The organism is Cellulomonas humilata (genome assembly GCF_013359775.1).
GTDB classification, from domain to species: Bacteria; Actinomycetota; Actinomycetes; order Actinomycetales; family Cellulomonadaceae; genus Cellulomonas; species Cellulomonas humilata.
Window position 1 is genome coordinate 179,489 of the sequence record NZ_JABMCI010000067.1, and the last position, 13,844, is coordinate 193,332.

The following is a 13,844-nucleotide window of genomic DNA, read 5'->3' on the forward strand; positions in this document are numbered from 1 at the left end:
ACTACTTCGTATCGTAGGCGCGGCGTTCCATCGGCACCCAACGCGGCTTTTCGATGTTGAGGGCCAACCGGCCGAAGCCTGATCGGAGGGCAGGCCACCTGTCGACGCGCATAGTCTGCTGGTAGAGGCGACCGTCAGTCAGCGTGAGTGATCCATCGGGCGCTAGCGTGAAGCGCACATCTCTGAGTCCGAAGTCCACTCTGAGACGATCGACCTCATCATCGCCGTGGCGCAGGGTCACAGGCGAACCGTCGAGTGCGACGACGCGCATGGCACCTGAGCCATGGTCGGGCAGGTCACGAACAGCCTCGCTGCGGTATGCCGTCGCGCCGTCGGGCCAGCTGTAGTAGAGGCGATCCCTCGACATCGCCTCCCACGGCTCGTAGAAGCGAGTGTGAGCGCGATACAAGGTGGCGGTCTGCTGGGTGCCGTCACGGTCGATGTAGTCGAGGACAAAGTCGAAGCCGGGCAGGTGCAGGTTCACGCGTTCGTAGGTTGTGTTCTCGGCGAGACCGGCCGCAATCGACTCCTGCACGCGAATGCTCGCGTCCTGATGGACTACCGCGTTGGCGAACCTCGGGCCGAGGAACCGGGCGACGCCCGGCACCCGACTCATGCCGCCGGTGAGCAGCACGTGAGTGATCTTGGAGGTCAACTGCTCGGCGCTCAGCTTGCGCAGGTCGGACGCGCGAGACTGCGGACCTTCGCGCGTGAGGTAAGCGGCTCGGAGTGTGGACTCGACAAGGCTCCAGGCGCGCTCCATCTGCGGGCGCAGCGCATCGTCGAGCTGCTCGACGCTGTAATGCAGTCGCGGGAGCTGCACGGCGGCGTATGCCACATCGATGTCGGTCTCGCTGACATCGGTCAATGCAATCTTGGCTTCGGTTGCTGCCCGATCGAGATACGCCCGCGCCAGTCCTTCATCCGGCAGGTCGCCGAGGAAAATATCCCGTTCCCCAAGGATGTCCTCTAGGTTTTTCGCAATTGCGGTGTCCAGCACGTCGCCAGCCTCGTCGACGCCGGCCGAAGCGAGCACGTAGATCTCCGGGTCGCGGTCGGGGCTCGTCGTGACGTCGAGGATCGCGACGTCGAGCGTCCCGCCACCCATGTCGAAGACGAGGACTCGAGCGCCGTCGAGGTAGATGGCGCGTCTCGTCTGCTCAGTGATCCACATGAGTCCGGCGGCTACGGGCTCGTCAATGAGAGTCGACGCGCCGACGGCGAATCCGGCGGCGGAGGCAAGGTTCAGAAGTCTCAGTCTCTGGTCCGCATCCCACATCGCTGGACATCCGAGGCGAGTCGTTCCCGGCTCCGAGATGGGAAGCCGCTCGAACTGTGCTCTGGAGGCAAGCTCAGTGAGGACCGCGCCAATAACCTCATCTGCACTGCGCTCGAACGACTTGTCGGCGCTGCAGACCGTCGTAGCGCCCGTCGTGATGCACCGCTTGACCGACCGGATCAAGCTCCCGGGGCTCTGCCTGAGCGCGTCCTCACCGACGATCAAATCTGCGCCCCGGGGCGATGCAACGGACGGCATCCAGCTGGTGCTGTCGCCCATGGGAACGATCGAGGGCTTCCCGGTGGGTCCGCTTTCGGCAATCAGCGTCGTGCTGGTGCCAAAGTCGACTCCGAGAGTGCGCAATGACGTCGCCAACGTGGCTCCTATGTGGCTCGCTCGACCAAGGCTCGGGCGAGCACAATCTCGCCGTCAGGTCCGTCCCATGTGTAGCCCACGTGTCTGACAACGACCGCCGTTCCTGGCTCTGCTGGAGAACCCACGAGGTCGTGTTCGGACGGTTTGTACGGGACATGCTCGCCAGGTTCACCCAATCGGGTCAGTCCCTCGCGCGCAGCGATTGCCGCCACTCGGCCGCCGATCCGCTCCGCGGACTGCCGTTCAAGCGCGCTTCCGACGTAGGACGCCATGTCCGCCAGCGCCCGCATCGCGTCGACCCGAATTTGCCGGGACTGGGAGTCGCGAAGCGCGTCGGTTGTGTCCGAGGCATCGCGCAAGCGCTGCTCGGCGCGCTGAAGGCGGTCGGTCGCGGCGGCGGTCGTTGCCTGAGCCTCTGCGACGGAGCTCGTGAGGGTGTGCGCCTCTTGCACGGCCGCGTCGAGGCGGTGCTCGAGAGCGGCTTTCCCCCGATCGTCACGAATTTCGCCGAGCCACTCGCGGGTGAGGTCGTCGTCGGCGGCGACCCGAGTAATCGCCTCCCGCACGTGATCGGCGCCAAGCGCTGGGGCAATCTCTCCAGGGGCTGCCAGCACGGTCATCAGACGCCGCCGCGTCGACGCGTCGTCCAGCGCTCGTCGAGTTCGCGGGTCTACGACCGACGACCTGATTGCGGGATCAGTGAGAATCGATCGGGTGGACGAGCTTGCGATGGCGACGAGGTCGTCGAACGTCACGCGTTCCCACCACGCAGCGTCTCGAATCTGATCGGGCTCGAATCGCCACACGGTTGTCATCAATCGGACGCGCGCAGTCCCCGGGGCCAGCGCGCCGCGGGCTGCACGTCGGGCTATTGAGGCCTTGTCGGCGGCCGGGAGCCGCGCCCAGCCGTCGCGGCCGAGAGTCACGATCGAGGCATTCAAGGCCCCGACAGATGCCTCGTGGTCCTCTTTTTGTGGTCGGAGCCGATCTGCGGCGGCCGCTGTCGACAGAACGGTCGACGGTGCTAATCGACTGGCAATGGGCTCGGCCAGGACCCGATCCAGAAGGAAGCCCAGGGCGGCCGCGAGGGGTTTCGCATCCGCGGAGGACCGATGGACGCGATGTTCCTCGATCGCCCTTCCCACAACTGCGACGATGCCCTCTGGGTCGAGTCCTGCATCAGGAACTGCCTTTGACGAGCGAGGGAGGGCCAGGAAGAGGAGGCCGAGAGCGCCCTGCGAACGGTCGAGCGCGGACGCAAGGACCTCATCGCCGAACTCCGCCATCGAGATCGCCGACTTCAGTGGCGTTGCGAGCGCTCGACCGAGAGCCGTCCGCCACTCGGAGGCACTGAGCGCCCCGTAGAGCGCCTGGACGGCGGGCGGTGCTGTTCGGACCTGGGCATCGAGCTCGTCGACCGGGAGGTCTGCGCCCTTGCCGCGCGCGAGTGCTTTGAAGTCCCGCACAAGGTTGCGCGCGGGCAGAGCGACCGGTGCCGTCGCGAGTGTCGCCACGTCGTGGGCCGTATCGATCTCTGTCTCAAGGGTGACGTCGGCGACCACGTCCGCCGGAGCGACCGAGGGCGTCTGCTCCGCGGGCGGTCTCTGCATCTCGTCTTCGCCGACCCACAGGTAGCGCCGCGCCCGATCGGCGCCCCTGACCCGAACTTCAGGAAGGTCCTCGAACGGCACCTTGGCCTTTCGCCACGCGGCAGCGACTTCCGTTCGGTCGAACGCGCGCTCCCAGCCGGCGATCAGGTCCTTGCTCAACTGGGGTTCGGTCGCGTCGCGGAGGGCGAGGAGGAATGCCTCGACGGGAACGCTCTGGAAGAGCGCACGAGCACCGTCAGGGTCAACGAGCAGTCGATGTTCGAGACCTCCCAGCACAGGCGTCACGTAGTGGTAGCCCCTCCGACGGCTGTCCCGCATCGTTTGCACGGTTCCATCCGACCATCGGACTTCGGGCGGGCTGCCCGGGGCACTGACGAGCTCGCCAGTACGCAGGACGTGTCGCTCCTCATCCAGTTCGAGCATCACGCGCTGTCGGCTCACCTTGCGGACTCTAGCGATCTCGTCCGTGGCTCGGACGTGGTGCGCAGGTCGCATTGCTGATCTCGAGGCGCCCGTGCGTGTCGGGATGGCATTGCCGACTCCACCGATGTCTGTCCGCTTCGATGGCGGGCGACGGTCGCAGCAACTAGTGAGGAGCCACCATGGACGACGGACGCAGCGGCTCCGGATTCGACACGTATCTGATGACATGGAACCCGGCGTTCTCCACGATCGACGAGGCCGCCTGGTCTGACGGGATCGCACAGGCGGCCGCGGGTGTGGCCTACGAGGATCGGTGGTCGACCGGACAGAACACCCGGATGGCGCCAGGCGACCGAGTCATTCTTCTCCGGCAAGGCACCGGCGTGCGTGGCCTCGTTGCTGCGGGGTGGGTCGAGTCCGATGTCTACCAGGGCGACCATTGGGATTCTGACCATGGCGGCCAGGCCAACTACGCCGATGTCCGGTGGGAGTCGCTGCTACCGCTCGACGCGCCGCTGCCCACCGAGGAGCTCCTTGCTTCCCTACCGCTCGTGAAGTGGAACTACATCTTGGGCAGCGGGACTCGCGTCAAGCCTGAGGCGGTCGCAGACCTCGAGGCCTCATGGAGCGCGTACTACTCGATCGGAACGTCGACACCCACCACAGGAACGTCGATGCGGCAGTCCGCAGCGGACCGGAAACTCATCGAGGACCGTGGGCAGCTCGTCATGACCGCCTGGTTCGAGTCACGCAAATGGGAGGTGAGCGACGTCCGCCTGACGAACCCCTTCGATGCTGTAGCGACCAGGGACGGCGAAACTCTGTACCTCGAGGCGAAAGGCACGACCGGAGCCGGTGCCTCCGTCATCGTGACGAAGAACGAGGTTCGATTCGCGCGTGAGCATCCGGGCCGATGCGTGATCGGCGTCGTCTCCAACATCCGGCTGGACGATGCCCCCGGCGCACCACGCCGAGCCATGGGTGGTGATCTGCGGCTCCTGAGCTGGACGCCCGACGACGTCGACCTGACGCCGCTCACGTACGGCTGGAAGACTGACGACGCCGCGCCGTTTGGCGGCTGAGAGGCGCGCTATGCCTTCGCGCTGAAGCCCACGACACCGGGCGCCAGCGAGACGAGCCCGCGAAGCGTCTCGAGCGTGTTGGTGCCCCAGTTGCTGAACAAGACCCAGGTCTGGCCCGAGTCGATGATGGGGTCATCGAGGAACCACCGTCGGCGATTCTCTGGCGTCCTGCCGTAGGTCTGAGCGAAGGCGGACCAGAGTTCGTCGCCCTCGGGCGTCCCTGCGACGACGAGGAACCGTCCAGCCGGCAGCTGTGTAGCGATCTGCTCCGGCGGGACGCCGAGCTCGTGCAGTGCCCGAACGAGGGCCTGGACCGCCTTCCGCTTGGGGAGCGGATCGGTCTCGCCTCCTGGTGTGGTGATCGCGTACCTCGTCAGATCGTGTGAGTCGTTCCGGCTCTCGCGCACGGCGGCTTCGCGGCGCTTGAGACGGACGACGAGCTCCTCCGCTTCCGGCAACGGAATGACCTGTTGCACGTCGAGCAACAGGTGGCCGTCGTGCTTGTACGGCGACAGTCGGACGCAACGGATGTCCATGCCGTAGAACTCGTTGAGCCACAGCACGGTGGTCGCGACTTCCTGGCTGAAGTCGGCCGACGCCAGGACGATGGCGACCTCGCGCCCGATGACCGGCTCCTCATCGCCGGTGCCGAGCCAGTCCAGCACCGCAGCTCGAACCGAGCTTTCGTCGCTCGATTCGAGTCCGAGACGTTGCTTGTGGCGTGCGTACGTGCTGACGAGGTCGTCGAACGTCATCACCGAGACCATCGCCGCGTAGCGCAAGGCCTGCAGCTCCATGTGTCCGCCGCCGTCGGTGCGCTTGAGCTCGACGACGACGAGGCGGCCTGATCGATCGAGGCACAGTAGGTCGATGCGGCGGTGGGCGTCCTCGAAGTCGCCGAACTCCTCCGCGATAACGAGCAGGTCTCCACCCAGGACTTCGATGTGATCACGCACCGCGGCTTGGAGATGCGTGCGCTCGAGGATGTGCTCGGCAGCAAACGTGGTCGGCGGGACCTTCTGGAGTGCGCCGGTGGTGAGGTCGTACAGCATGGGTGGGCTCCGCTACGTCGGATTGGGCGTGGCTGCTGTCAACGTACCGACCGTCACGACCGTGAATGGATGGCGTCGGAGATTCGATGGGGGACTTTCCCGACTATTGCCCCGGAGCGCACGGACGGTCCTGGGTGTATCGCTCACGCACTGGCAGGATGCCCAGGAGAACCACTTGGACCACGAAGCAGGGGACGCGCGCGCCATGACGCAGTGGGAGTCGCTGGGGGATCCGGCGAGCCCGGCGGAAGCCGAGGCGCTCGAACGGCTCCGTGCCGTCGTGTGTGCTGGACCGGTTGCGCGCGGTTGGACCAACGTCACGTTCGTCGACCTGAACGGCCGGACGGCTGAGCTCGACGCGGTGATCGTGACGCGCGTGGGCGTCTTCGTCGTCGAGCTCAAGGGCTGGTCCGGCAAGATCGGCGGAACCCAGCAGTCGTGGCGCGTCACGTCGGGCGCGGGAACCGTGCGGACCGAGAAGAACCCGCTGTGGCTGACCGAGCTCAAGGCCAAGCGGCTCAAGAGCCTCCTGATGGCCAAGGCACGGAACGCGCAGGAACGTTCGGCGGTGCCGTTCATCGGTGCGCTGGTGGTTCTGCATGCTCAGGGCAGCGTCGTCGATCTGGATGACCACGCCGGGCAGCGAATCTTGACGCTCGACGGTGCCGGCGTGAGCTGGGCTGGCGACCACACCCTCGGCACGTTCCTGGGCACGCCAGCGGATGACTCGAGCCGGATGATCGACGGGACCCAAGCTCGCAAGGTTGAGACCCTGATGTTGCACGCGGGGTTCGCGCCCACTCCGAAGACGCGGATGATCGGCGACTACTCGCTAGAGAAAGCCGACCCGTTGGGCGAGGGCCCGACTTGGCAGGACTTGCTGGCGATGCACCCGCACCTCCAAGGCGCGAAGCGTCGGCTCCGGCTGTTCGATGTCCCGCCCGGGGCGGGCGCGCAGCAGCGGGCCGAGATCGTCATCGGTGCCGAACGCGAGTTCACCCTGACCGACGGTCTGAATCATGACGGCATCGTCAGCCCGCGCGAGTTCTACCAGACGGACAGCGGGCCTGCGCTCCTGTTCGACTACAACCCGAAGGCGCGCTTCCTCGACGACTGGATCGCAGATCACGGTGCCGACCTGGACCTCGACAGTCGGCTGGCGATCATTCGGGATATCGGCGAGACGCTCCGCTGGGCGCACGAGCGTCGGCTCATGCACCGTGCACTAACGCCCCGCCAGATCGAGGTCATTGGTGAGGCGGGTGCCAAGCCGCACGTCGCCATCCGGGACTGGATGACCGGGCAGCGGGTCGCCAGCTCGCGCACGACGCAGCTGACTATCCACTCCCAGGGTGCCGCCGATGTGCTCAACCTCGTCGACGTGACCTCCCAGCTCTACCTGGCGCCGGAACAGCTCAGTGGTCGGGCGGACCTACCGCCAGTCCCGCTGGACGTCTACGGATTCGGCGCGCTTGCCTACCTGGTGCTCACGGGCACGGCACCCGCGACGACGTTCGCCGAGCTTGAGCAGAAGCTGGCATCGGCGGGCGGGCTCGATCCGTCAGCCGCCGCGCCGGACATCCCCGAACCGTTCGCGACCGTCGTCCTGGACGCCACCCGGGCTATCGAGACAGACCGCATGGCCAGCGTCGACGAGGTGCTCGACGCCCTCACCGCCGCCTACGAGCTGGTCACCGAGCCGATCACGGAGCCGCGGCCCGAGATCGACCCCGTCGACGCCCTTAAGGGGGCGATCCTCGGCGAGCGGTTCGAGGTGACCGGCAGACGTGGCTCGGGGAGCACGGGCATCGCGCTCGAGGTCACCGACTACGACTCGGGACAAGATGGGCTCATCCTGAAAGTCGCGCGCGACGAGCGCTCGATCGCTCGGTTGGCCGACGAGGCAGGGGTGCTCGCGCGCCTCGATCACCCCCGGGTGGTCAAGCTCGTCGATGGGCCGGTGAACATCCAGGGGCGCAGCGCGATTCTGCTCACCGATGCGGGTGCGGAGACCCTCGCGGCGCGATTGGAGGCCGAAGGCAGGTCGACCATTGAACAGCTCGAGAACTACGGCCGTGACCTCTTCGAGGCCGTCGCGCACTTGGACGAGCGGGGGGTGTTCCACCGGGACATCAAGCCCGCGAACCTCGCCATCGGTCCCGATCGGTCGACGCGCCGGCCACGGCTCAACTTGTTCGATCTGTCGCTCGCGGTCGAGCCGTTGACCAACCTGTCGTCGGGGACGGCCGACTACCTCGACCCGGGATTGGGCAAGGGGCGCCGCCGGCAGTTCGATCGGGCCGCCGAGCTCTACGCCGTCGCGGTGACCTTGTTCCAGATGGCTGCCGGTGCGATGCCGTGGTGGATGAGCGGGGGCTCGCAGCCGCAGGGCGCGTCGGACCTGGTCGGCTTCACGGAGTCGACATTTGAGCCGAGCGTGGCGTCCGGCCTGCTGGCCTTCTTCCGGTCGGCACTCGCCAGTGACCCGGATGGCCGCTTCGGCTCGGTCGACGAGATGGCGCGTGCCTGGCAGTCGATCTTCGACGAGATCGACGACCGACCCGACGACGAGCTGGACGCAAAGGCGCGAGAGGCACTCGCGGCCGCCGCGACGCTGGACACCACCGTGGAAAACGCTGGTCTCTCGGCGCGCGCGCTGTCGGGGGTTCGACGCCTCGGTGCGTCCACGATTCGCGAGCTCCTGGGTCGGAGCCCGGTCGAGGTCAACTCGATCGCCGGGCTGGGCGAACGGTTCCGCAAAGAAGTGCAGGCGCGGGTTCGTGAATGGCGCGGTCGCCTCCTCGACGAGGACGTGGCCGCCCTCGGCCGGATCTCGGTGCACGACGTTGACGCCTCTGCTGTTGAGGTCGTGGTCCAGCGACTTCTGGAGGCCCGGTCCGTCGCGATGACGCGATCGGTCAAGTTGATGGTTGGCGCCGCGGAGCCTGGTGACGAGGCCGCAGCAGATGCCCTTGGGATGTGGCCGGCGCTCGCGGACATCGCGACGGTGGTCGGTCTGCCGCGCTCGGAGGTCGCCGAACAGGTCGCGGCGGCCGCGACCGTATGGGCCGCTCGGAAGGCGGCCCGCCCGGATGACGACGTTGTCGCGCTGCTGCAGCAGTTGGGCGGCGTAGCGGCACTCGACGAGCTCACGCACGCCGTGCTCCGGACACACGGCTCTGCGGTCTCGGCACGGGATCGTGTGCGTCGCGCTGCGGGGTATGTCCGAGCCGCCACCGAGATCGATGCCGTGAGGCCAGCTCCCCGTCTGGCCGTGCGCCGCGTGGGGGAGCGCGTCGTCCTCGCGACCGCGCTGGAGTCGGGAGAGCGACCGGCCGCGGCAGCGGAGACGCTTCTCGACCTCGCCGAGCGGCTTGCCGCGGCGGCCGACGGACTCGTGGCGGCGGGTGAACCCGTCCCGCATGTCCGGGCGCGGAGCACACTGCGGGGCATCGGTTCGTCGGGCGCAATGGAGGATGAGCGGTTGGTCCGGCTGGCGGCGTCGGCGTCCGCATCCGCGTTGCTCTCGAACTCCGGCGAGCTCTACCTGCGGACCCTCGACTGGCGCGTCGCGGTGCGCGCCGTTCTCGCGGGCCAGGGCCTGCGGACGATCGATGTCGCTGGCATTCGACGGCGCGTCACGGCGCGATTCCCGAGCGTGATTGACGTTCCCGGCCGCCCTCAGCTCGACTCGGTCGTCGAGTCTGCTGTTCCCGGGATGCGCGCCACGGGCGACGTCTTCACGCGGGTCGAGTCCAGCACGGGCAGGACCGGAACCTCGACGGGTTCATCGGTTCATCGGGGCTTGGTTCCTGCCAGTCAGGTTGCCGCCCAGCTTGTGTCGTCGTTGCGCACCAAGTCAGCGGTCACGCTCTGCGCGCACCCCGACGCTTACGTCAGCACGACGCGAATGCTCGGGCGGGTATTCCCCGAGATCCGAACCGTCGACGTCGGTGCTGAGCTCGTGCGTGCCGCCCGAGCCGATGCGAAGGTGGTCGGTGCGTCGTGGGAGTTCGTGCTTGGCGCGGACGTTGAGCCGCCGACTTCGCCCTTGGGCTCGGATCTACGCGTCTTCCTCGAGCCAACGGTCACTGCGGTGTGGGATCGCCTCATGGCCGACACCTCTCCGCTTCTCCTGACGAACGCCGGCCCGCTACTGCGGTACGGCTTCACGTCGGCGCTGGCGGAGATGCTCGACTTGGCGACCGACCGACCCGCGGCGCGGTGGCTATTGGTGCCACGCCCCAGGGCGGTCGCGATCCCGACCCTCGATGGCCACGCCATTCCCCTCGGCGCCGACCGCCCGGTCGACGTCCCTCTTGATCTGGAGTCTGCGGTGTCTGGAGCTCACGCGTGATCGTCTCGAGTGCCCTGCTGAAAGACCTGCGAGGCCAGCTCAAGCTGGTGGAGACTGACCTGCGCCGGCAGGCGGGGGACTCCGAGGTCGCGTGGTCGGGCGAGCTCCGTGAGCAGTTTGACCACGCGACGGCCGCGGGCCGCACAGGCCTGACCTGGTCGGCGTGGCGGGACGGAGAGATCTCGCAGGCTGCCGTGGCGTGGCTGATTGCGGCGACGTTCATCCGGTTCTGCGAGGACAACGACCTGCTCGAGGGCGCGGTTGCCGACGGGCAGATCCCCGTACCGTGGATCGCCGGTCCCACAGACACCCCGACGGGCTCCCGTGTCGCGCGCGCCGTCGAGCACCAGACCGGCTACTTCACCGATCACCCCGCCCGCAACGATCGGCATTGGTGGCGCGAGGCCTTCTCTGTGTTGGCGAACCTGCCCGCTGGCAAGGCACTGGTCGACCCGGCGCACAACCCCGTGTGGCGCGCCGACATCTCCCCGGAGGCCGCACGCGCCCTGCTCGAGTTTTTCCGCCGTACCGACGAGTCGGGTGCGCTCGCCCACGACTTCACGGACGCCGATCTCGACACGCGCTTCCTCGGCGACCTGTACCAGGACCTGTCCGAGTACGCGAAGAAGACGTTCGCCCTGCTGCAGACGCCGGTGTTCGTCGAGGAATTCATCCTCGACCGCACCCTCGAACCTGCCATCGCCGAGTTCGGGCTCAAGGATTTCAAGATGATCGACCCGACCTGCGGCTCGGGCCACTTCCTCCTCGGTGCTTTCGACCGCCTCTTAGCCCACTGGACAGACGAGGCCCCAGGCCTCGACCGCCGAGAGCGCGTTCAACGTGCGCTGGACTCCATCCACGGGGTCGACCTCAATCCGTTCGCCGTTGCGATCGCTCGATTCCGCCTCACGGTAAGCGCGCTCAGGGCGTCCGGTGACCGTTCACTGCTGGGCGCCCCTGTATACCGTCACCACGTCGCGATCGGCGACTCACTATTAGGGGAGCAAGGGACGCAGGGTGACTTGCTAGTCCCTGATGAGACCTTTTTGTATGCGACCGAGGACATCGAGGACTATCGCGGCGTGCTGACGCCGGGTAGGTACCATTCGGTTGTGGGCAATCCTCCCTACATCACAGTAAAAGATAAGACGCTCAGCGAGTCTTACCGTCGAGCGTACTCGATGTGCCGCGGCAAGTATGCACTTTCTGTTCCATTCATGGAATTGTTCTTTCGATTGGCGGCACGGGCTGACGGATCGCATGGCGCAGGCTTTGTTGGGCAGATCACAGCCAACTCATTTATGAAGCGAGAGTTCGGGAGGCCGCTCGTTGAGATCCTGCTTGCCGGCCGTGACGAATCAAACCCAGTTGACTTAAGATCTGTTATCGACACGTCTGGTGCTTACATTCCTGGACATGGAACGCCGACGGTCATTCTTATCGGCAGGAGGCGTCGTCCACTGGGCGCGACGGTCCGAGCGGCCCTAGGAGTGAGAGGTGAACCTGGTCAGCCAACTGAGCCGGCCACTGGTCTGGTCTGGACGGATATAGTCGATCATCTGGACGAGCCGGGCTATCAAGGGCCTTTCGTAACGGTGTCGGATCTCGATCGCGATGCTCTATCGACGTTCCCATGGTCGCTTACGGGTGGCGGCGCGGGCGACCTAAAGGCGCGTATCGATTCGATGGGCACGCTCGTGCCGCGCGCCGTTGCCTATCGGATCGGCGTGTTTGGAATAATGGGCGCCGATGACGCGTTTATGGTCCCGCCCGACCTCGCTCGACGGTTGGGTGAACCCGACGACTTTCGGCCGCTGGTCGTCGGAGAGCAGGTCCGTGATTTCCAAATCATTAGTGCCGACCCAACGTTCTTTCCATACGGCAACAGTCATGTCCTGCTATCCCTCGATGCGTTTCCAGCGTCATCGCGGAGGTTGTGGAGTGTGCGTTGCGAACTCGGTAATCGAGCGACGTTCTCGGGTCAGACATATTTTGCAGAAGGGCGACCATACTACGAATGGCACCAACTGCCCAAAGATGTTGGGGCGCATGTATGGTCTATAACATTTGCGTATGTAGCTACGCATAATCATTTTGTGTTGGATCGGGGTGGGAAAGCATTCGGACGGACGGCGCCAGTGATTAAGTTGCCGGCTTCGGCGACCGAGGAGGATCACTTCAACCTCCTCGCGATCCTCAACACCAGTACCGCATGCTTCTGGCTCAAGCAGGTCAGCCATAACAAGGGTCGACCGGGGGCCGAGCTGGCCGGTGCGGACGAGCCGTGGGAGCACCGCTACGAGTTCACCAGCACGAAGGTGCAGGAGTTTCCTTTGCCGGCCATGCCTCTGGCTGAACGTGGCCGGGTACTCGATGCACTTGGCGGCGCCCTCTCAGCAACCGCCCCGGTCGAAGCGCTAGACGTAACATCCGCCCGGATGGCGAACGCCCTAGCGGAAGCCGAGGTCCGGTGGAACGAACTGCGCGGACAACTCGTGTTCGAGCAGGAGGAACTCGACTGGGCGTCCTACCAGGCGTACGGCCTCACAGACGAAGACTTCACGTATGGCGATGCAGACGTCAATTCTGTCGGTCCCTCCGAGCGTGCCTTCGCGATCGCGCTCGCTCGAGATGTCGACGCCGGACGCACGTCGACGACGTGGTTCACGCACCACAACCACAAGTTCGCTCCAACTGGCGAGATCCCGACAAAGTGGCCCAGCTCGTACCGCGCACTTATTGAGCGGCGGCTCGTCGAGATCGAGTCCAACCCAAACATCAGGCTTCTCGAGCGGCCGGAGTACAAACGTCGGTGGGCGACGCGCGGGTGGGACGCGCTGGAGAAGGACGCCGTGACAGCGGCGGTGCTTGACCGGCTTGAGAATGCGGAGCACTGGCGCGATGCGTCGGGTCCCGTGACTCGGTCGGTAGCTGAGCTGGCTGACCTGCTCCGTGACGACCGGATGCTCATCGAGCTGTTGGAGCGCCTAGCAGGCGGCGTTGACGTGGACGTCGTGCCGGCATTGGAACGTTTGATCGCTGAGGAGGCGGTGCCGTACCTCGCGGCGCTGCGCTACAAAGCGTCGGGAGTGGAGAAGTTCCGCGAGTGGCAGCACGCGTGGGAGCTTCAGCGGGAGGAGGACCGGATCGAATCCGGTGGTCCGGGGACCAAACCGACGATCGCGGTCCCGCCGAAGTACGGTCAGTTCGACTTCCTCAAGCCTGCCTACTGGAAGGCGCGCGGCAAGCTGGACGTGCCCAAGGAGCGCTTCATTGCGTATCACCGTGTGACCCGCACCGGCGAGGGCTCAACAGTGCTCGGCTGGGCAGGCTGGAACTACGCGGAGCAGGGCTTGGCACTCGCGCGGCTCGTCGGCGATGTCAAGGCGGCAGGCGCGATGGAGGAAACGGTGATCCCGCTGCTAGCAGGCCTGACCGAGGTTGAGCCGTGGGTCGCGCAGTGGCACAACGAGATCGACCCCGCGTTCGGCACGAGCCCGGCCGCAGCGGTCAGTGGCTTCCTTGACGGAGAGCTGCACGAGTACGGCGTCACCCGTGATGGCGTGACCGCTTGGACCCCACGGGCGGCCACCCGTGGCCGCCCCCGGAAGGACGCTTGATGAGCCAGACCATCCCGCTACGTGACGTCATCGGCACGCACGTCAC

The 13,844-nt window shown here is 66.2% G+C and carries 6 protein-coding genes; 3 read left to right on the forward strand and 3 right to left on the reverse strand.

Annotated elements, in window-relative coordinates; all coding sequences use genetic code 11:
• Window position 1 precedes the first annotated feature (1 nt).
• Together HP550_RS14470 and HP550_RS14475 are read right to left on the reverse strand one after the other, a co-directional pair.
• Window positions 2–1,654, reverse strand: coding sequence for an Hsp70 family protein (locus HP550_RS14470; protein WP_210768104.1), 1,653 nt, complete (start codon window positions 1,652–1,654; stop codon window positions 2–4).
• Between the two features lie 8 nt (window positions 1,655–1,662).
• The gene (locus HP550_RS14475) at window positions 1,663–3,705 is read right to left on the reverse strand and encodes a hypothetical protein (protein ID WP_175348378.1); all 2,043 of its coding nucleotides are present in this window, start codon (window positions 3,703–3,705) and stop codon (window positions 1,663–1,665) included.
• A 161-nt stretch (window positions 3,706–3,866) separates the two neighbouring features.
• Between HP550_RS14475 and HP550_RS14480 the strand changes: the two genes are divergently transcribed.
• Window positions 3,867–4,769: a protein NO VEIN domain-containing protein gene (locus tag HP550_RS14480; protein ID WP_175348379.1), complete on the forward strand. Its 903-nt coding sequence runs from the start codon at window positions 3,867–3,869 to the stop codon at window positions 4,767–4,769.
• 8 nt (window positions 4,770–4,777) lie between these two features.
• Here the strand turns inward: HP550_RS14480 and HP550_RS14485 are convergent, their stop codons facing one another.
• Window positions 4,778–5,821, reverse strand: a complete 1,044-nt coding sequence (locus HP550_RS14485; RefSeq protein ID WP_175348380.1) for a PDDEXK family nuclease — start codon at window positions 5,819–5,821, stop codon at window positions 4,778–4,780.
• 175 nt (window positions 5,822–5,996) lie between these two features.
• Between HP550_RS14485 and pglW the strand changes: the two genes are divergently transcribed.
• Entirely contained in the window at window positions 5,997–10,178 is a 4,182-nt protein-coding gene (gene pglW, locus HP550_RS14490) for a BREX system serine/threonine kinase PglW (RefSeq protein WP_210768105.1), read from the forward strand.
• The gene (gene pglX, locus HP550_RS14495; RefSeq protein WP_175348382.1) at window positions 10,175–13,798 is read left to right on the forward strand and encodes a BREX-2 system adenine-specific DNA-methyltransferase PglX; all 3,624 of its coding nucleotides are present in this window, start codon (window positions 10,175–10,177) and stop codon (window positions 13,796–13,798) included. The genes pglW and pglX overlap by 4 nt, the downstream gene beginning before the upstream one ends.
• The last annotated feature ends 46 nt before the right edge of the window (window positions 13,799–13,844 follow it).

Coding starts and splice junctions, on each gene's coding strand:
- HP550_RS14480 (WP_175348379.1), top strand. CDS start 3,867: ATGGACGACGGACGCAGCGGCTCCGGATTCGACACGTATCTGATGACA.
- HP550_RS14485 (WP_175348380.1), bottom strand. CDS start 5,821: ATGCTGTACGACCTCACCACCGGCGCACTCCAGAAGGTCCCGCCGACC.